Origin of the sequence: Halomonas hibernica, from assembly GCF_013183775.1 — a bacterium.
GTDB lineage: Bacteria > Pseudomonadota > Gammaproteobacteria > Pseudomonadales > Halomonadaceae > Vreelandella > Vreelandella citrativorans.
Window position 1 is genome coordinate 738,529 of the sequence record NZ_VIFN01000001.1, and the last position, 18,292, is coordinate 756,820.

Annotated in this window: 18 protein-coding genes and 4 tRNA genes; 14 read left to right on the forward strand and 8 right to left on the reverse strand. The window is 52.1% G+C overall.

The genetic code is table 11. The features are described from left to right. Positions 1–20: 20 nt before the first annotated feature. Positions 21–686 (forward strand): CoA transferase subunit B, encoded by a 666-nt coding sequence (locus FKN99_RS03435; RefSeq protein ID WP_172116579.1) that lies wholly within the window; start codon positions 21–23, stop codon positions 684–686. Between the two features lie 48 nt (positions 687–734). Here FKN99_RS03435 and FKN99_RS03440 read toward each other — a convergent pair whose 3' ends face one another. From FKN99_RS03440 to FKN99_RS03460, 5 genes are all read right to left on the reverse strand, one after another. Further along, positions 735–1,502, reverse strand: a complete 768-nt coding sequence (locus tag FKN99_RS03440) for a VOC family protein (RefSeq protein ID WP_172116580.1) — start codon at positions 1,500–1,502, stop codon at positions 735–737. Positions 1,503–1,610: 108 nt separating this feature from the next. Next, positions 1,611–1,892 carry a GrxA family glutaredoxin gene (locus FKN99_RS03445; protein WP_172116581.1) on the reverse strand — a complete coding sequence of 94 codons (282 nt, stop codon included), beginning with the start codon at positions 1,890–1,892 and terminating at the stop codon, positions 1,611–1,613. A gap of 198 nt (positions 1,893–2,090) precedes the next feature. Next, complete coding sequence (locus tag FKN99_RS03450) at positions 2,091–2,630, reverse strand: response regulator transcription factor (protein ID WP_172116582.1); 540 nt, start codon at positions 2,628–2,630, stop codon at positions 2,091–2,093. Positions 2,631–2,699: 69 nt separating this feature from the next. After that, positions 2,700–3,971: an ATP-binding protein gene (locus FKN99_RS03455; RefSeq protein WP_172116583.1), complete on the reverse strand. Its 1,272-nt coding sequence runs from the start codon at positions 3,969–3,971 to the stop codon at positions 2,700–2,702. 10 nt (positions 3,972–3,981) lie between these two features. Beyond that, positions 3,982–4,398, reverse strand: a complete 417-nt coding sequence (locus FKN99_RS03460; RefSeq protein ID WP_172116585.1) for a hypothetical protein — start codon at positions 4,396–4,398, stop codon at positions 3,982–3,984. Between the two features lie 143 nt (positions 4,399–4,541). On the opposite strand from FKN99_RS03460, the gene pyrC reads away from it, so the two are divergent. Continuing rightward, positions 4,542–5,579 carry a dihydroorotase gene (pyrC, locus tag FKN99_RS03465; protein ID WP_172116587.1) on the forward strand — a complete coding sequence of 346 codons (1,038 nt, stop codon included), beginning with the start codon at positions 4,542–4,544 and terminating at the stop codon, positions 5,577–5,579. 100 nt (positions 5,580–5,679) lie between these two features. On the opposite strand, the gene mtnN is transcribed toward pyrC, so the two are convergent. Both mtnN and folD read right to left on the reverse strand, forming a co-directional pair. Further along, positions 5,680–6,387 carry a 5'-methylthioadenosine/S-adenosylhomocysteine nucleosidase gene (gene mtnN / locus FKN99_RS03470; protein WP_172116588.1) on the reverse strand — a complete coding sequence of 236 codons (708 nt, stop codon included), beginning with the start codon at positions 6,385–6,387 and terminating at the stop codon, positions 5,680–5,682. A gap of 47 nt (positions 6,388–6,434) precedes the next feature. After that, positions 6,435–7,295, reverse strand: coding sequence for a bifunctional methylenetetrahydrofolate dehydrogenase/methenyltetrahydrofolate cyclohydrolase FolD (folD, locus tag FKN99_RS03475; RefSeq protein WP_172116589.1), 861 nt, complete (start codon positions 7,293–7,295; stop codon positions 6,435–6,437). A 205-nt stretch (positions 7,296–7,500) separates the two neighbouring features. On the opposite strand from folD, the gene FKN99_RS03480 reads away from it, so the two are divergent. The 8 genes from FKN99_RS03480 to FKN99_RS03515 all read left to right on the forward strand — a co-directional run bounded on the left by FKN99_RS03480 (position 7,501) and on the right by FKN99_RS03515 (position 12,677). Beyond that, a tRNA-Pro gene (locus FKN99_RS03480) sits at positions 7,501–7,577 on the forward strand. Between the two features lie 91 nt (positions 7,578–7,668). After that, positions 7,669–7,745, forward strand: a tRNA-Arg gene (locus FKN99_RS03485). A gap of 65 nt (positions 7,746–7,810) precedes the next feature. Next, positions 7,811–7,885 (forward strand) — tRNA-His (locus FKN99_RS03490). A gap of 36 nt (positions 7,886–7,921) precedes the next feature. After that, a tRNA-His gene (locus tag FKN99_RS03495) sits at positions 7,922–7,996 on the forward strand. A gap of 419 nt (positions 7,997–8,415) precedes the next feature. Continuing rightward, positions 8,416–9,657 (forward strand): NAD(P)/FAD-dependent oxidoreductase, encoded by a 1,242-nt coding sequence (locus FKN99_RS03500; RefSeq protein ID WP_172116590.1) that lies wholly within the window; start codon positions 8,416–8,418, stop codon positions 9,655–9,657. 75 nt (positions 9,658–9,732) lie between these two features. After that, entirely contained in the window at positions 9,733–9,942 is a 210-nt protein-coding gene (locus tag FKN99_RS03505) for a putative motility protein (RefSeq protein WP_172116591.1), read from the forward strand. Between the two features lie 285 nt (positions 9,943–10,227). Next, positions 10,228–11,817 (forward strand): peptide chain release factor 3, encoded by a 1,590-nt coding sequence (locus tag FKN99_RS03510; protein WP_172116592.1) that lies wholly within the window; start codon positions 10,228–10,230, stop codon positions 11,815–11,817. Positions 11,818–11,897: 80 nt separating this feature from the next. Then, positions 11,898–12,677: a TatD family hydrolase gene (locus FKN99_RS03515; RefSeq protein ID WP_172116771.1), complete on the forward strand. Its 780-nt coding sequence runs from the start codon at positions 11,898–11,900 to the stop codon at positions 12,675–12,677. A 49-nt stretch (positions 12,678–12,726) separates the two neighbouring features. Here FKN99_RS03515 and ygfZ read toward each other — a convergent pair whose 3' ends face one another. Then, a complete protein-coding gene (gene ygfZ, locus FKN99_RS03520) occupies positions 12,727–13,707 on the reverse strand; it encodes a CAF17-like 4Fe-4S cluster assembly/insertion protein YgfZ (protein WP_172116593.1) in 981 nt (326 codons plus the stop codon). 156 nt (positions 13,708–13,863) lie between these two features. Here ygfZ and FKN99_RS03525 point away from each other — a divergent pair, with 156 nt between their 5' ends. From FKN99_RS03525 to FKN99_RS03540, 4 genes are all read left to right on the forward strand, one after another. Further along, the gene (locus tag FKN99_RS03525) at positions 13,864–14,061 is read left to right on the forward strand and encodes a hypothetical protein (protein WP_087105479.1); all 198 of its coding nucleotides are present in this window, start codon (positions 13,864–13,866) and stop codon (positions 14,059–14,061) included. Then, positions 14,061–14,468, forward strand: a complete 408-nt coding sequence (locus tag FKN99_RS03530) for an OsmC family protein (protein WP_172116594.1) — start codon at positions 14,061–14,063, stop codon at positions 14,466–14,468. Before FKN99_RS03525 ends, FKN99_RS03530 begins: the two co-directional genes overlap by 1 nt. A 20-nt stretch (positions 14,469–14,488) precedes the next feature. After that, entirely contained in the window at positions 14,489–16,513 is a 2,025-nt protein-coding gene (gene uvrB / locus FKN99_RS03535; protein WP_172116595.1) for an excinuclease ABC subunit UvrB, read from the forward strand. A gap of 238 nt (positions 16,514–16,751) precedes the next feature. Continuing rightward, on the forward strand, positions 16,752–18,257 hold the full coding sequence (locus tag FKN99_RS03540; RefSeq protein ID WP_172116596.1) for a fumarate hydratase: 1,506 nt from the start codon (positions 16,752–16,754) through the stop codon (positions 18,255–18,257). Positions 18,258–18,292: the final 35 nt, after the last annotated feature.

Here is an 18,292-nt window from a genome sequence, read left to right on the forward strand (position 1 = left end):
TCAATAATGAGGTTGCCACCATGGCTTTAACACGTGAACAGATGGCGCAGCGTGTTGCGCGTGAACTGGAAGATGGCTTTTATGTAAATTTGGGTATTGGTATTCCCACTCTGGTCGCCAACTACATTCCTGAAGGCATTGATGTGATGCTTCAGTCAGAAAATGGGTTATTGGGCATGGGGCGTTTCCCGACGGAGGAAGAGCTTGATGCTGACATGATTAATGCTGGTAAAGAGACGGTGACCGCTCGGCCTGGTGCTGCTATTTTTTCATCGGCAGAATCTTTTGCCATGATCCGCGGTGGGCATGTGGATCTCACCGTTTTAGGTGCGTTTGAAGTCGATCAGAATGGCAATATTGCGTCATGGATGGTGCCAGGCAAGTTGATTAAAGGAATGGGGGGCGCCATGGACCTGGTGGCTGGCGCTGAAAATATTATTTGCACGATGACCCACGCCTCCAAGCATGGCGAGTCGAAGCTGCTTGAGCAGTGTACTTTACCGCTGACGGGCGCTGGTTGTATTAACCGCGTTCTGACTGACTTGGCCTACCTGGAAATTAAAGACGGCGCCTTTGTGCTTAAAGAGCGCGCGCCCGGGGTCAGCATCGATGAAATTATCGAAAAAACGGCGGGTAAGCTGGTAGTGCCTGACCATGTACCCGAAATGACGTTTGTGGAAGCGTAAACGCAAATGTAACTGCCTTACTTGTTATAAGCAGCCTGTGCGGGCTGCTTAGACAATCTCACAGCGGGCATGGGCAGGAATGAGTATTTCGGCGATGCGTTCATGGCCCGCATCGAGATGTTTTTGAGTCAGCGCCAGGCCGCCCAGGCAGAGGCGATGCTCATCGCCATCACTAAAGATGATGCGTTGCGGCATGGCAGGATAAAAATGATGCTCAATAAGCGTCGAAAGCGCAAACACTCCGTTTTGCGGCTCTTTTTCACCCGGCATGCCTGTTTTTTCTAGCTGGTCATTAAGCGCTGTTAGCGTATCGCCGAGCTCGGCACAATCAAAGCCTGCATGGTGTAGGCGCGGGCCCATAACCGCCAGCCAGGCAGCAAGTGGGTGTGCCTTTAGAAGCTGCTGATACAGCGACCAGGAGGGCATGGGCCACGGACGACCGCGACAAAGTAAGTTGTGGCCCTTGCAGTCCTGTGGGTGTGATTGATTCACCAGCGCAGCCAGCGCTTCACGAGGCAGTTTTGACAGCGTCCCCAACTGTAGCTCAGCTAATACTAGCCAACTTCCTTGGTCATCAGGCGCGAGAAGGCGAATAAGAAGGCCCTTGTCAGCCATCGCATAATGGGCAACCTGACGATACCCCATGTGCGCCAACCGGTTATTCAAAACGGAAGCAGAAAAAGGACCATGGTTAAGCGTTACGAGCGTTAAGTATTCCGCCGTAGAGGAGAGAGGCCAAAGACGCAAACCGCCGATGTCGGGGTGCGAGTGAATATAGTCAAGCCAAAGCTGCTGTACGAATTCATCACGTTGCACGATGCTATCCTCGCCGCCTAAACAAGCGATGTTAGAAAGAGGGTACTTGTTTAAAGCCCAGTATAGGCAGGCGAGAAAAAGCGTGTTCAACGACTATAAACGGCAAATTTAACGTAACGAATCTTCCTGGGGAGTTAATAACTGCTTCTCACGTACAAACCTGTCGAATTCGGTAAAACCGCCTATGTGCGTTTGGTCGACAAATACTTGCGGCACCGTATGGATAGGCTTGCCTGCCGTTTTAGCGATGTCCTCTTTAGTAACGCCTTCAGAGGGCATATCGACATAGCGGTAACCCTCGATCTTACCGATTGTTTCCAAATGCTCAGCAAGTTGCTTGGCACGGACGCAGAAAGGGCAGGTCATTCTGCCAAAAATAACCACAAACATGCGAAAACTCCTAACGTCAAAGTGATGGATGGCTCAAGGGGGCTTATTGTGGCGTAGCAGTCCTTGTTTCGCCAATAGGGTAAGGCAATGACGCCGATGGTATCGGCGTCTGCGGTGGCCGGTTTGGGAGCTAATGCGGTAGGCAAACTCAACGCGGCGAGTGTTGGCTCTGCCGCGGAGCAGGCCGCTGGTGCAGGACTAACGCTTAACGGGGCGTTTTTGCAGCTTACGCTGCAGTGTCCGGCGATGCATGCCGAGCGCGCGAGCCGTCGCGGAAATATTGCCGTCGTGTTCATGAAGCACTTTTTGAATATGCTCCCACGTGATTCGATTAATGGACGGAGGGTTATCAGCAAGCTCTATATTGGGGTCGCCTTCCTGGTGTTCAAAGGATGCGACAATGTCGTCAGCGTCGGCTGGCTTGCACAGGTAGTTGACGGCTCCGAGCTTCATGGCCTCCACGGCCGTGGCAATGCTTGAGTAACCGGTAAGCACCACAATACGGCAGCTTGGCACAGCGGCTAACATCTCAGGCAGCAGCTTTAGTCCTGAGCTGTTTTCAAGCTTGAGGTCGAGCGTGGCCATGGTGGGTTGAAACTGAACGGCTACCGCAAGCGCCTGGTCTGCATCATGCGCGGTCATTACCTCATAACCGCGGCGGGTGAACGCTCGGCTGAGCACGTGACAGAACATTTCATCGTCATCAATAATTAGCAGGCGCTGATCTGTCGTTTGCATGATGTCCTCAACGATAGTGCTTGAAACACACTAAAACGCGTTTCAATTAGGCTGTGCCGTTAGTTTGGCTTAAAGGGGGGCGGAGCTACGCGGAAGCGTTACTTCTGTCAGCGTGCCACCTTCGGGATGATTATACAGACTAACACCTCCGCCAAAGCGATTGATCGTGGCATGGGTCAAAAACAGGCCAATGCCCATTCCCTTGCTCTTGGTAGAAATAAACGTATCACCGAGCTGGTCAGCGATAGACATGGCAATGCCCGGGCCGTGATCACGAATATCAATGACAACACTCTCTTCCTGCCAATCAAGACGAATAGAAACATGTTCGGGGTTGGCATCAGCGGCATTGTTTAGCAGGTTCATTAGTGCCTGGTCCAGCGTTGTGTCAACCGCAAGCCAGGGTTTGCCGCGCCTTTCAACGATCTCAAATTGGTGGCTAACATCTGGCCGCAACACTAACCAGCGCTGCACAACGCCGGTTAGCCAGGTCTGGGCATCCAGTATTTCGGGTTCTGCCATACGTCGCCGATCGGCACTGGTGACCAAATGCTGAAGACGAGATTTGCAAATGTCGACTTGCTGGCGCAGTAAGCGAATATCCTGCTGTAACGTTCCCCCTTCGGGGGCCTCATCCTGCATCTCTTTTAACAGTATGGCCATGGTCGAGAGCGGGGTGCCTAGTTCGTGTGCTGTGCCCGCCGCCTGAGTGGCTACAGCCAGCACCTGTTCGTTACGCAGCGCCGCTTCGCGAGTAAGTGAAAGTGCTTTATCTCGATTACGCAGTGCATGGGCCATTTTATAGATAAAAAACGTGACCAGGCCTGCTGAAAGGCCAAAGTTAAGCCACATGCCCATGACATGCAGATTGAGCATTTCATCGCTATTAATATGCGCCAGTTGGGGGACGTGGTGGTAAAAGAACATTAGAAAGCTGTAGCCTGCCATGGCGCAGACCGCACATATCCAGGCATGGCGCCATGGTAGCGTTGCCGCGGCAATCGTCACAGGCACCAGATAGTAGGTAATAAACGGATTGGTGGAGCCTCCCGAAAAATAAAATACCAGGGTCAGGCCCGCAATGTCGGCCAATAAATGCAGCAGATACTCAATATGTTCCACCGCTCGCGGGCGCCCCAATCGCCACCAGGTGGCGATATTCAATAAGCCCATAGCGATAACGACACTGACGACCGCGGTGACGGGTAATTCAAAGGCCAGTAGCTCCACGCCGACCACAATGGCGATCAGAAACCCTGTCCAGGTGATTCCCCGAACAATAGTGAGGCGAACCAGATTGCGGTTCGGGGTCGAGAGGGGCAGCGGCAAAGCCGTTTGCATGGGCTACTACCTATTTACGTGAAGTTTTGATGCTGTGAATGACAACCTTAATGAGTAGCGTCATGACATAGGTCAGCCAGCCAGCGGATGCCATTAGATTGAATAACAGCATTTTTGGTGGCAGCCAGGTGCTGCCTAACGTCGCTTCCACCATGATATGAAAGAACATCGCGAGCAGAAGGGGTAGCGCTAGAATATGAATCCACATATCCGTGCGCCGCTTACGGATATGGTAGCGGCACAGTAGATAGCGCATCGGTCGGTGTGCCCAGCTAAATAGCACCAGCGCACCCACGATAAAAAGTGCTGCCAGCGTCGGCTCGGTATTGCCGGTATGTACGGAAATAGAAATCGACCAAGCGAGACCTAGCCATACCAGCCCCTCTATGCTGGCAATAATATCCGCATAGCGTCGCACATTTTGCATAAACAATTGGACCTTGAACCTCTAAGAGTGCCGTTATAATACGATACTTGTTACGGTGTGTGACATTGATAAGCAGATTTCTCCGCCAAGTGGATCACGTATACTGTATTGGCTTTTCTTCTTTAAACAGCTTAGGACTTGCCGTGGACGCTATTACCCTGACCCGCCCCGATGACTGGCACCTCCATTTGCGTGATGGCGAGGCGCTGAAAGCCGTGGTAGGCCATACCGCCGCCCAAATGGGCCGTGCGATTATTATGCCTAACTTAACGCCTCCGGTAACGACCACGGCTCAGGCGCTTGAATACCGTGAGCGTATTTTGGCGGCCTTGCCTGAAGGCAGCACGTTCGAGCCACTTATGACGCTCTATTTAACCGATACGACGCCGCCTGAGGAAATTGAGCGCGCAGCACAAAGCGGCGTGATTAAAGCGGTTAAGCTTTACCCTGCCGGGGCAACCACCAACTCGGATTCGGGTGTCACCGATCTTGCGCACTGCGATGACACCATTGCCATGCTTGCCAAGGTGGGAATGCCGCTGCTTGTTCATGGTGAAGTAACCACTGCTGATATCGATATTTTTGATCGTGAAGCGGTATTTATCGAAACGGTAATGAAGCCTCTGCTGGCGCGTCATCCCGCGCTAAAGGTTGTTTTTGAGCATATTACGACCCAGCAAGCGGCAGAGTTTGTGGCAAACGCGCCGGATAATGTTGCGGCCACTATTACGGTTCATCACCTGCTGTTTAACCGCAACAAAATGCTGGTGGGTGGGATTCGCCCGCACTACTACTGCCTGCCCATCTTAAAGCGCGAACAGCACCGCCAGGCATTACTGAAAGCAGCCTCCAGTGGCAGCCCCAAGTTCTTTTTAGGTACGGATAGCGCGCCTCACGCCAAGGGCGATAAGGAATCCAGTTGTGGCTGCGCTGGCGCTTACACGGCACCGGCGGCGATTGAATTATATGCAAGGGCCTTTGATGAAGTGGGCGCGCTCGATAAGCTGGAAGCGTTTGCCAGCCTGAATGGTCCGCGTTTTTATGGCTTGGCGCCTAATGCCGATAAAATCACGTTAGAGCGTAAACCCTGGCAACTGCCGGAAGCCTATCCTTACGCGGGGGGCAAAACGATTGTCCCATTGCTGGCGGGAGAGTCGCTTGAGTGGTCCATTAAAGCGTAACTGTTGATGAAGTAAGAAATCTGTTGATGAAGTAAGAAACGAAAACGGAGCCATTTGGCTCCGTTTTCGTTAGTGGTAAACACCGGCTATTGCTACGATCTTAGCGCTGGCCAAGTGTCTGTAGCATGTGGTCCACCATGCGCGATGAGTGGGCGGCGGCTATGTCCAGGAACTGTTCAAAAGAAAGGTGGTTATCATCGTTGCCCGGAATATCGGATAACGCACGAATCACCACGAATGGGCATTGATATAGGTGACAGGTTTGCGCAATCGCTGCAGCCTCCATCTCAACCGCCAGCATAGAGGGGAAGTGGGCCTGTGTCGCAGCCACGCGTGCAGGGTCAGACATAAACGCATCACCTGTCGCAATGAGACCCTCTCGGACGTTAACCTCGCCAACCTCTTTGATTGCCTGGCGGGCAATGGCGCGTAGCTGAACATCTGCCAGGTAAGCCGCGGGCATGCCGGGCACCTGACCTATTTCATAGCCGAACACCACTGCATCGACATCATGATGGCGTACTTCATCTGAAATGATGACGTCACCAATGTTGAGATCGCTTGCAAATCCGCCCGCTGAACCCGTATTGATGATAGCGTCGGGGTGGTGGCGTTCCAGAAGAATGGCGGTACCCACAGCCGCATTCACCTTGCCAATGCCGGACTGTAGTATCACTACCTCTAGCCCATGGCGCATACCGGTATGAAATACAAACCCTGCATGCTCATAGCGCTCAGCATTGTCGAGCTGCCCGACCAGAATGCCGACTTCTTGCGCCATTGCGCCAATAATGCCAATACGCTTCATCGAATAGGCTCCTTTATCAAACCCTAAAAATTAACAGTACAGTAAGCCTAAGCGTTGGCGTCGTGATGCTCAGCCGCTTCAAGCGTATTTTCGAGCAAAGTGGCAACGGTCATGGGGCCTACGCCACCCGGAACGGGGGTGATAAAGCTGGCCCGCTCGGCCGCAGCTGCAAAATCGACATCTCCCACCAGCGAGCCATCTTCCTGACGGTTAATACCAACATCAATCACAATGGCACCTTCCTTAATCCACTCCCCTTTAACAATGCCAGGTTTGCCGACAGCCACGACCACCAGGTCGGCACGGTTAACATGGGCCTGCAAATCCTGGGTAAAGCGATGGCATACAGTGATGGTCGCGCCTGCCAGCATCAGTTCCAGCGCCATTGGGCGGCCCACGATGTTAGAAGCGCCAACGATAGTGGCGTTTAAGCCACGCACCGACAGGCCGCTTTCTGCCAGCATGGTCATGACCCCTTTGGGGGTGCAGGGGCGTAGAGCCGGCAACCGCTGAGCAAGCCGGCCAAGATTGTAGGGGTGAAAACCATCGACATCTTTGTCGGGCTTAATGCGCTCCAGAATCGGGTTGGCGTCCAGGTGAGCTGGTAGCGGTAGCTGAACCAGGATGCCGTCTATGCTTGCATCATCATTAAGCTGGTCAACCAATGCTTCCAACGCTTGCTGCGTGGTAGCGGCGGGGAGGGCATGTTGAAACGATAGGATGCCCGCTTGTTCGCAGGCTCGATGTTTATTACTAACATAGACGTGAGACGCCGGGTCTTCACCGACCACAACAACGGCTAGTCCTGGTGCACGAGCGCCTGCTTGCTGACGTTTGGCTATCTTCTCGGCAACGCGTTGACGGACATGAGCAGCGATGGCTTTTCCATCGATAAGTTGGGCGGTCATTTACAAAGATCCTATGGAGGTTGGAGCGCTGATGCAAAAGCACGCTTGCTTGAGCATTTACTATAGGGAGTAATTTTCGCATGCCCAAGCGGCCAGGCAAAGCATCTACACAATCAATCGCGTTAAGTGTTGACTTTAATTTTAAAAATAGTAATATATGCCTCGCTTGAGACGAGCAGCGCGGTAAGCGTCAAAGGTGATAAATCGGGATGTAGCGCAGTCTGGTAGCGCGCCTGCTTTGGGAGCAGGATGTCGGGGGTTCGAATCCCTCCATCCCGACCACACTTAACGCGAAAGGCGTTACTTTGCTTTTCCAAGTTTGGTTGTGGTCAAGTGCTCATTGGCGTTCAGTGTTTTTTGGGATGCTTTATGTGCGCCCATAGCTCAACCGGATAGAGCAACGGCCTTCTAAGCCGTAGGTTGCGGGTTCAAGTCCTGCTGGGCGTGCCATTAGTAATGCTGTTCGATGGTCATTTGCCGGTTAGGAAAGTTTAAGTACGTTAGTGCTATCAATGGTGGGTGTAGCTCAGTGGTAGAGCCCCGGATTGTGACTCCGGTGGTCGTGGGTTCGAACCCCATCATCCACCCCATTCGATAGTAATATGCGGCTACAGTTTTAGGTTGTGGTGGATGTAGCTCAGTGGTAGAGCCCCGGATTGTGACTCCGGTGGTCGTGGGTTCGAAACCCATCATCCACCCCATTCGTATTGCTTATTTAATATCTTCTCTTCATATCTGATACCACTTAATTGTGGTTTTTTTGTTTTTGATCCCTGCATTTTTCTTTCATATCCCTTCCTGCATGTTGTAATGTCTGTTTAAAGACAGCTTGTTTTATTCGTCATGCTTCCTTACTGCTTCCCTGGCTGTGCTTGCTCTTCATGCACCCTGCATTTAATTGCTGCTTAAGCTGTTTTTGTGGCTTTGTCCGCCTGCAAAGCTCTAAAGCAGTGGAGTTGTCTGCTAGTGATATTTTTATAGCGTTAATTGCTGTAAAAAGCCTTGAAAAAAGCTTTTTAAGCTGTGCAAGTGCCCTTTGTTTAGTGATATTTTTCAATCAGTTGCTGGCGTTGTTTTCGCCTGTATTAAACGTAGGTATTAGCGCTGAGGAGAATACAAGATGACGCGACAAACGGTAGTGCTAGGGGCAGGCATGGTGGGTGTCAGTATTGCATGGCATTTACAGCGTCGCGGGCACCAGGTCACCTTGGTGGACAGACGCCAGCCTGGTCGGGAAACGTCGTTTGGTAATGCGGGCATCATTCAGCGAGAAGCGGTGCGTCCTTATGCATTCCCTCGTGATATGAAAACCATTTTAAGCGTGCTGCCTAACAAGCGCGTGGATATTCGTTATCGCCCGGCAGGCATGCTGAATGCCGCTTCACCCCTGTTAAGCTATTGGCATAACTCTTCATCAGGCCGCTATAAAAAAATCATTCCTGAGTGGGCTTCTCTCATCCAATTGTGCTTAAAAACGCACGGTCCGATGATTGAAGCTGCTGGCGCCGAGCACTTGGTGCGCCGTGAAGGGTGGTTAGAGATTTACCGCACGCAGTCGCGCTTGGAAAAACGTATTAAAGAGGCTGAAGAAGCTCGTGAGCATTATGGGGTGCAGTTTAACGTGCTGGATCGTGCAGGCATTGAAAGCAAAGAGCCGAATTTAGGTAAGGATATTATTGGCGCTATTCATTGGCTGGACCCCTGGACGGTGGCCGATCCGGGTGCCTTGGTGGCCGCCTATGCGCAAGATTTTATGGACAACGGAGGCAAGCTTCTTCAGGCGGATATTCAAAAAGTTGAGCAAGCAGGCGAGCGCTGGCGGATCGTTACTGAAACGCAAACCCTTGACACTGATGGCGTGGTGGTTGCCTTGGGACCATGGTCTGGCGAATGGATGAAAGGGCTGGGCTATCATTTTCCTACCTTTGTTAAGCGTGGCTATCACATGCACTATGCTGCCCAAGCGCCAGCCAAGCTGAATTACTGGTTAATGGATGCTGAAGTTGGCTATTTGCTGGCGCCCATGAACGCAGGAGTGCGTCTGACGACCGGTGCTGAGCTTGATCGAATAGAGTCGCCCGCTGATGAGCATCAGCTGGAAGCGGCGGAAAAAGTGGCCAGGACTATTTTTCCGCTTGGCGAGCGCTATGATGCGGCCGCCTGGAAGGGCGCGCGCCCCTGTTTGCCAGATATGAAGCCGATTATTGGACCGGCACCACGCCATCCTGGGTTATGGTTAGCATTTGGGCACGGGCACCAAGGGTTTACCCTTGGTCCAGCGACAGGTCAGCTATTGGCTGACATGATCGAAGGCAAGCCGACAGAAATTGATATGTCACCCTTTCGAGCTGAGCGGTTCTAAATCGCCACGCCGCTTTGTAGGTTGTCCGGTTATTTGCTAAGCTGATTTGACGTTTGACTTCTGAGGGCAGGCTTTATGGATGTATCTATAAGCAATACGGTGAGTACAGCGCTTTATATGAATCAAGCGCAAACTGCTGAACAGGCCCAAATGCAGATCTTCAAAGACGCATTGGATATTCAGGCCCAACAGGTCACGGAAATCATGGCGTCAGCGGATATGGGCGCTGAACCCAATCTTGCTCAAGAAGGTAATGTGGGTACGCAGGTTAATACCTACGCTTAGAACGTTGTCTGCGACCACCATCAGCTAGCATTTTAAAGCGCCGACCCGTTCGGCGTTTTTTGATTGGGCTCAAAAGTGATTTTGCAGGCCTCGCTCGCGCGGACACATGGTAGTAGCCCTTAAAATGTCCCAGCATCCATCATGTGTCTTCCCCCAAGGGTTTCAAGGCGCAGGTTTCAATGAACATGGCACCAAAACGGTCATAACGTTACAATCTCGCCCCATTCTGAATCACTCAGCCAGAGTCGCGTTACGTTGCTGAGTACTAATTTCTGTAGAGGCAAGATGAAAGACACTCAGTTAGCCCAGGAAGCGGATCTGCGCCGCACATTCGCTATCATTTCGCACCCTGATGCGGGTAAAACAACCATCACCGAAAAAATGCTGCTGTTTGGGAATGCTATTCAGCTGGCAGGCTCGGTGAAAAGCAAGCGTAATGACCGACACGCGACGTCTGACTGGATGAAGATGGAGCAGGAGCGGGGAATCTCGGTGACGACCTCCGTTATGCAGTTCCCCTATGGCGGTCGTGTTGTGAACTTGCTGGATACGCCAGGGCACGAAGACTTCTCGGAAGATACCTACCGAACGCTGACCGCCGTTGACTCCGCTTTGATGGTGATTGATGGCGCCAAGGGTGTCGAAGATCGGACCATCAAATTGATGGAAGTGTGTCGTTTACGTGCCACGCCCATCCTGACTTTTATTAACAAAATGGACCGTGATATCCGTGACCCTATTGAGGTGATGGACGAAGTCGAGACGGTTTTAAATATTCAGTGCGCGCCCATGACATGGCCTGTTGGTATGGGGCGTCATTTCAAGGGTGTCTACCACCTTTACAATGATGTTATCCATCTGTATACCCAGGGTCAGGGCAGCCATATTCCGGAAGACAAGCGCATCGAGGGCTTGGATAGCCCTGAGGTTGATGCCGTTCTGGGCGAAGAGCAGGCCGAAGAGCTGCGTATGGAAGTCGAGCTGGTGCGGGGCGCTTCGCACACGTTTGATCTTGAGGCTTATCGGCGAGGTGAGCTTACGCCCGTCTACTTCGGTACTGCGATGGGGAACTTTGGTGTACGCGAGATGCTGGACGGCTTCGTCGAGTATGCGCCTGCCCCTCAGCCGCATAAAACTGACCTGCGTGAAGTAACCGCTCACGACGAGCGTTTCACCGGGTTTGTATTTAAGATCCAGGCCAATATGGATCCTAATCATCGGGACCGTATCGCTTTTTTACGTGTTTGCTCCGGCAAATATGAGAAAAACATGAAGATGCGCCATGTGCGTATTGGCAAGGATGTCAAAATTGCCGATGCGTTGACGTTTATGGCATCTGATCGTTCCCATGTAGAAGAAGCCTGGCCGGGTGACATCATTGGCTTGCATAACCATGGCACGATCCAAATCGGCGATACCTTTACCGTTGGCGAGGATATGCGTTTTACCGGTATTCCTCACTTCGCGCCCGAGCTCTTCAAGCGAGTCCGCCTGAAAGACCCGCTGAAAATGAAAGCGCTTCAGAAGGGCTTGCAGCAGCTGTCCGAAGAGGGCGCTACTCAGGTCTTCATGCCTATGGATAACAACGATCTAATCCTGGGGGCGGTGGGCACCTTGCAGTTTGACGTGGTCGCCCATCGGCTAAAGGAAGAGTACAAGGTCGATTGTCTGTATGAGGGGGTCAACGTACAAACGGCCCGTTGGGTATATTGCGACGATGCCAAAATGCTCGAAGAGTTTAAGCGTAAAGCCAGCACGAATTTGGCTATTGATGGAGGCGGTTACTTAACCTACATCGCACCTACTCGGGTTAATTTACAAATGACCCAGGAGCGCTGGCCCGAGATTCGCTTCCAGCCCACACGAGAGCATTAAGTTAGCTACTCTTTAAGATAAGCAAAGGTTGGCAAGCCCAGGGAGGGGCTTGCGTGATATATCAACAGGGAGGCCCGGCAGTGCTTATCGATGCCCATTGTCATCTGGACTTTAGCGCGTTTGATCAGGACCGCGATGCTGTTTTTGCAGCAGCACACACGGCCGGTGTCTCTCATTTCATTGTGCCTGGCACTACTCGGAAGCGTTGGCAACAGGTGCTGGCGCTAGGCGAGCGCAGTGATGTTAGCGTGTGCTTGGGCCTCCACCCCTATTTTATGGAACAGCACCAGCGCGATGAGGATATCCTTGCGCTGGAGCAGGCGCTGTATTCAAATCCACAGGTGGCAGCGGTTGGGGAGTGCGGTATTGATGCACGCTTTACAGATTCCTGGGAGCCGCAGTGGCGCCTTTTCGATGATCAGCTGCGCTTGGCCAAGCAGTACAAGCTTCCTGTCGTGGTTCACTGTGTGCAGGCCAATGACAAGGTCAGTAAACGACTGCGCCAGTTAGTGCTTCCCCAAGCGGGGCTGATTCACGCCTTCTCTGGCTCTATAGAGCAAGCCCAAAAGTTTTTAGACGGAGGCTTTGTACTGGGGCTTGGGGGCGCTGTTACCTATGAGCGTGCTCAGCGGCTGCGGCGAACGGTAGCGGCACTGCCCAATGATGGCTTTGTACTGGAAACAGATAGCCCTGACATGCCCCTTAGCGGTCATCAGGGTGAGCGTAACGAACCCCAATATGTTGCTCGCGTGTGTCGCGTCGTGGCCACGCTGCGCAACCAAACAGAAGAAGAGGTGGCGGCACATAGCAGTGCCAATGCCGCCCGATTGTTTAACCTTAAGGCTTTTCAGGATTCTTAAACGAGTGAGCTTAGCCCTTGTAAGCCTAGTCCTTTTAAACCTGACCCTTTTAAACCTGGCCCTTTAACGTGGCCACCAGTTGTTCAGGGTCAAGCCGTTCAATAGCGTAGGGTAGCGGCAGTAGGGTGATTGCGTTGCCTTCCCAGTAAAGCGGTATCGCTTCTTCTGTCGCCTTGGTATTCATCACTGCCAGTAGCTCCACACTATCATTATCGCGCCTTACGCTTGCAACGACCTCGCCCATGGCTTTATCCAGCTCGGTTTTTATGCTGGCGCCTGTCTCGGGTAGCGTTGTCGATGTAAGTTCAGCGTGAACCAAGCGTTTTTTAACTTGTCCACGAAAGTGTGCTCGGGCTACCACTTCCTGTCCTGTGTAGCAGCCCTTTTTAAAGCTAATGCCCCCTAGTGCTTCCCAGTTCAGCATTTGAGGCAGAAATTGATCCTGCTGAGCCTCTGAGAGCCAGGCAATTCCGCTGCGAATGTCGGCAAGTTGCCAGGCAGCCTGCTGGGCTTCGTCGTCCACCACCTGTTGAGAGGATGCCTCTGTCGTTGTCTCAGTCGTGCAAAACAGCCAGCGAGGCATTTTCCCGGCCACGCGTACAACGCTTGATTGTTCATTAACGCTTTGTGCGTATGGTTGTTCAGGAAGGGTTAATCCCAGTGACTCAGCTAAGGTGTCTGCTGCTTTGCTGGCGCCAATAAACGTGATGTTTGTGTTATGGATCAATTCAGCCCGATAAAACGCGGCAAATTTTTTTAAATGGGCCGCCAGCGAGTCGGCAAGAGAGACACTAAGGATAAGTCTAAAGTGTTCAGCGTTAAGGCGCAGCAGCTGACCATTGGCGAGCATTCTTCCTTTGGGTGTGCAAAAACACGTAAGAGGGGCAAACTCGCCATCCGCTAAACTTACCTGAGCGCTTGTTTGGCCCTGCAGGAATTTTTCAGCATCTGCCCCTGTTACATCCAGCGCTGCCAAGTGATGAAGGCGCACATTGTCGGTGATCGCAGTAGAGGGGATAACCGTTGCCATATAGACTCCTGATGAGTAGCTGATCGCTGAAAGTAGGATTAGGACACCGCGCTTCTCAACCTGTGGGCGAATGATGCTAATTGCAAGGTGTAAGAGCGTGCTAGAATCTTTCTGTTGTATCAGTTTTGCATAAGGTTAAGTGAGGAGGGTAGCGTAATGGCACAGCAATCGTTAACGTTTCAAGGCGTAAAAAACGCTGATCAAGTCAACAAGATTACCACGGCGTTGATGATGTTGGAGGGGGTTGATAGTGCAGAGGTAGGTCGCCACGGCGCAGATGTGGATGGCCGTGTTAAACGTGAGGCACTGATCAACGCTGTAGAGAAGCTCAAACTGGGAGTGAAAGTATCCTGATGCATCCGCCTATTACGGTAATCAGCCAGCGTAACCATGTATTTCGCCAGCGTATTGAGGTCGATAGCCTGGAGGCCCTGTATGCCGATGTTCCCACTCTGGTCGGAGGCGAAGGCAGTGCGCCCGACCCACATGACTATTTCGATATTTCTCTGGGAACGTGTAAGGCCATTACGGTGCAGATGTATGCCAAGCGCAAGAAGTGGCCGCTTACCGCGATTACTGTCACGGTGCAGCGGGACGACAGTGAGGAGGCGCATGGAACTTATAAATTGAATGTAGCGTTAACACTGCATGGGATCAGCGACCCGGAACAGCGGGCACGCCTGGAAGAGATCAGCCATCGCTGCCCCATCCAGCGCCTGATGACGCAGGCAACTGTCGATATCACTACGCACATTATTTAACTTTTCATTCAGGAGCAATGATGAGCAAAGAGTTTCGGTTACAGTCGAAATTTAAGCCTGCCGGTGACCAGCCAAATGCGATAAAAGACTTGGTAAGTGGCCTGGAGTCAGGACTTGCCCATCAAACGCTGCTGGGGGTAACCGGGTCGGGCAAAACATTCACCATGGCGAATGTGGTTGAGCAGCTTCAGCGCCCGACCATTGTGATGGCACCTAACAAAACCCTCGCGGCTCAGCTTTATGGAGAGTTTAAATCCTTCTTTCCGGATAATGCTGTCGAGTACTTTGTTTCGTATTATGACTACTATCAGCCCGAAGCCTACGTACCATCATCGGATACGTTTATCGAAAAAGATGCCTCTATCAATGATCATATTGAGCAGATGCGTCTCTCGGCAACCAAGGCGTTGCTTGAACGTCGTGATGCGCTCATCGTTGTTTCCGTTTCTGCTATTTACGGGTTGGGTGACCCCGACCAGTATTTAAAAATGCGTCTGCACTTTACCCGCGGCGAGTTGATTGATCAGCGTGCCTTTTTGCGCCGTTTGGCGGAGCTTCAATACACCCGCAATGACATGGACTTTCGCCGAGGCACGTATCGCGTGCGCGGTGACGTCATTGATATCTTTCCTGCTGATTCTGATGAGGATGCGGTACGGGTTGAACTGTTTGATAACGAAATTGACTCTATTCGAATTTTTGATCCGCTAACCGGGGACATACGGGGCCAAGTCCCGCGCATGACAATTTACCCCAAGTCTCACTATGTGACGCCGCGTGAAACCATTTTAGGCGCGATTGACTCAATAAAAGATGAGTTAAAAGAGCGCCTTGAATGGATGCGCAAGCATGAACGCCTGGTAGAAGCGCAGCGCCTTGAGCAGCGTACGCTTTACGATATCGAGATGATGCTGGAGCTGGGTTACTGCAACGGTATCGAGAACTACTCACGCTACTTATCCGGGCGTGCGCCTGGCGAGCCGCCGCCCACGTTTTTTGACTACCTGCCTGACGACGCGCTGCTGTTTATTGATGAGTCTCACGTCAGCGTGCCTCAGGTGGGCGGTATGTATAAGGGTGACCGTTCACGTAAAGAGACGTTGGTAGAGTATGGTTTCCGCTTGCCTTCGGCGTTGGATAACCGTCCCATGAAATTCGAGGAGTGGGAATCCATTGTTCCTCAAGCTATTTTTGTTTCGGCAACCCCGGGTAAATACGAGGCCGAGCATGCTGGTCAAGTCGTTGAACAGGTTGTGCGTCCTACGGGGCTGCTGGATCCTGAAATTGAAGTGCGCCCGGCCAGTACCCAGGTGGACGATCTGCTTTCCGAGATCGGCTTGCGTACTGCTGTCGGTGAGCGCGTACTGGTGACAACGCTTACCAAGCGTATGGCTGAAGATTTAACAGAATACTTTGATGAGCATGGGGTACGTGTACGCTATTTGCACTCCGATATCGATACGGTCGAACGGGTAGAAATTATTCGTGATCTGCGCCTGGGCAAGTTTGATGTGTTGGTAGGTATTAACCTGCTGCGCGAGGGGTTGGATATTCCAGAAGTTTCGTTGGTGGCGATTCTAGATGCTGACAAGGAAGGCTTCCTGCGTGCAGAGCGCTCGCTAATTCAGACCATTGGACGCGCGGCACGTAACGCCCACGGTAAAGCCATTTTGTACGGTGATCGTATTACCGACTCCATGCGCAAAGCGATTGATGAGACAGAGCGTCGTCGAGCCAAACAGCAAGCGCACAATGAAAAGCATGGTATTACGCCAACCACCGTGACGCGCTCCGTGGCAGATATTCTGGAAGCTGCGCAAACCCCCGGCAAAAAGAGCAGCCGCAAGCGTGGGTCCGAGCGTAAGGTGGCAGAAGGTGCCGGTGATTACGATATCGCCAGCATGGGGGCGCATGATTTGTTAGCCGCTATCAGCAAGCTGGAAGACGCAATGTTTGAGGCAGCGCAGAATCTGGAGTTTGAAGAAGCAGCGCGCCTGCGCGATCAACTGCATCAAATGAAAGAAAAACAGCTGGCGCTAGGATAGAGATATGCCAGAAGGCCCCGAAATCCGCCGGGCAGCCAAGCGCATAATAAAAAATTTATACCGTTATCTTGTTCCGGTTGTCAAAACATCACTATCAAACTCATTCAATGGTAAATAAGAAATCGTAGAAGCTGCCGCTTGGGGATCAATACGGTATACTGCTTGCACGCTTAAACGGCTATTTCCACCTTCGTTAAAGTAGCCGTAGACAAGACGAAAACCAAGGAGCTGTTACTCCATGACCGTGATTCGCCAGGACGACGTGATACAAAGCGTTGCCGATGCTCTGCAGTATATCTCTTACTATCATCCTAAAGATTTTATTGATGCCATGGATGCAGCATATAAACGGGAACAAAACCCGGCTGCAAAGGATGCTATCGCGCAGATTTTGATTAACTCGAGAATGTGCGCCACTGGCCATCGGCCTATCTGCCAGGACACGGGTATTGTTACCGTCTTCGTTCATGTAGGCATGAATGTTACCTGGGACGCGGATATGAGCTTGGACGACATGGTCAACGAAGGAGTTCGCCGCGCTTACCAGTTGCCCGATAACGTGCTGCGTGCATCCGTGCTGGCAGACCCGGACGGGAAGCGCCAAAACACCAAAGATAATACGCCGGCTATTATCCACCACAAGCTGGTGCCAGGTGACAAGGTCGACATTCACGTTGCGGCAAAAGGCGGCGGTAGTGAAGCGAAATCCAAGTTCGCGATGCTCAACCCCTCTGACAGCGTTGTCGATTGGGTCATGGAACAGCTTCCTAAAATGGGGGCAGGGTGGTGCCCGCCGGGCATGTTGGGTATTGGGATTGGCGGTACGGCTGAAAAAGCGATGCAAATCGCAAAAGAGGCACTGCTTGACCCTATTGATATTCAAGACCTGCAAGCACGTGGCCCGAGTAACCGCGCTGAAGAACTACGGTTAGAGCTTTTTGATAAGGTCAATAAAAGTGGTATTGGCGCTCAGGGTCTCGGCGGCCTTACCACGGTGTTGGATATAAAAGTAAAAGATTACCCGACCCACGCGGCGAATAAGCCGGTTGCGATCATTCCTAACTGTGCGGCAACTCGCCATGCGCATTTCACTCTGGATGGCTCAGGCCCTGCAGCGCTTGACCCGCCGAAGCTGGAAGACTGGCCAGAAATTACCCGTGAAATGGGTGATAACGTGAAGCGCGTTAATCTGGATACCGTAACACCCGAAGAAGTTAAAACCTGGCAGCCAGGTGATACGCTGTTACTGAATGGCAAACTACTGACTGGTCGTGATGCTGCTCATAAGCGCATGGTGGATATGCTGGCGAAAGGCGAGCCATTGCCTGTTGATATGAAAGGCCGGTTTATCTATTACGTTGGCCCAGTTGACCCGGTACGTGACGAAGTGGTGGGGCCAGCAGGGCCCACAACGGCGACGCGGATGGACAAATTCACGCGCACCATGCTCGAAGAAACCGGGCTTTTGGGTATGGTCGGTAAAGCGGAACGTGGCCAAGTGGCCATAGACGCAATCCGCGATAACGAGGCTGTCTACTTGATGGCGGTGGGTGGCTCGGCTTACCTGGTCGCTCAGGCAATTAAAAAATCCCGGGTCGTTGGTTTTGAGGACTTGGGGATGGAAGCCATCTATGAGTTTGAAGTAGAAGATATGCCGGTCACCGTAGCGGTTGATAGCCAGGGCACTTCGGTTCATCAAACCGGACCGGCCAAATGGAAGGAGATTATTGCTCAAACGGCATAAGGCAGTCTGTGCTGTGATGTGTGATTAAATTACAG

Coding starts and splice junctions, on each gene's coding strand:
- FKN99_RS03435 (WP_172116579.1), top strand. CDS start 21: ATGGCTTTAACACGTGAACAGATGGCGCAGCGTGTTGCGCGTGAACTG.
- FKN99_RS03445 (WP_172116581.1), bottom strand. CDS start 1,892: ATGTTTGTGGTTATTTTTGGCAGAATGACCTGCCCTTTCTGCGTCCGT.
- FKN99_RS03450 (WP_172116582.1), bottom strand. CDS start 2,630: ATGCAAACGACAGATCAGCGCCTGCTAATTATTGATGACGATGAAATG.
- FKN99_RS03455 (WP_172116583.1), bottom strand. CDS start 3,971: ATGCAAACGGCTTTGCCGCTGCCCCTCTCGACCCCGAACCGCAATCTG.
- FKN99_RS03460 (WP_172116585.1), bottom strand. CDS start 4,398: ATGCAAAATGTGCGACGCTATGCGGATATTATTGCCAGCATAGAGGGG.
- mtnN (WP_172116588.1), bottom strand. CDS start 6,387: ATGAAGCGTATTGGCATTATTGGCGCAATGGCGCAAGAAGTCGGCATT.
- folD (WP_172116589.1), bottom strand. CDS start 7,295: ATGACCGCCCAACTTATCGATGGAAAAGCCATCGCTGCTCATGTCCGT.
- FKN99_RS03500 (WP_172116590.1), top strand. CDS start 8,416: ATGACGCGACAAACGGTAGTGCTAGGGGCAGGCATGGTGGGTGTCAGT.
- FKN99_RS03505 (WP_172116591.1), top strand. CDS start 9,733: ATGGATGTATCTATAAGCAATACGGTGAGTACAGCGCTTTATATGAAT.
- FKN99_RS03510 (WP_172116592.1), top strand. CDS start 10,228: ATGAAAGACACTCAGTTAGCCCAGGAAGCGGATCTGCGCCGCACATTC.
- ygfZ (WP_172116593.1), bottom strand. CDS start 13,707: ATGGCAACGGTTATCCCCTCTACTGCGATCACCGACAATGTGCGCCTT.
- FKN99_RS03525 (WP_087105479.1), top strand. CDS start 13,864: ATGGCACAGCAATCGTTAACGTTTCAAGGCGTAAAAAACGCTGATCAA.
- FKN99_RS03530 (WP_172116594.1), top strand. CDS start 14,061: ATGCATCCGCCTATTACGGTAATCAGCCAGCGTAACCATGTATTTCGC.
- uvrB (WP_172116595.1), top strand. CDS start 14,489: ATGAGCAAAGAGTTTCGGTTACAGTCGAAATTTAAGCCTGCCGGTGAC.
- FKN99_RS03540 (WP_172116596.1), top strand. CDS start 16,752: ATGACCGTGATTCGCCAGGACGACGTGATACAAAGCGTTGCCGATGCT.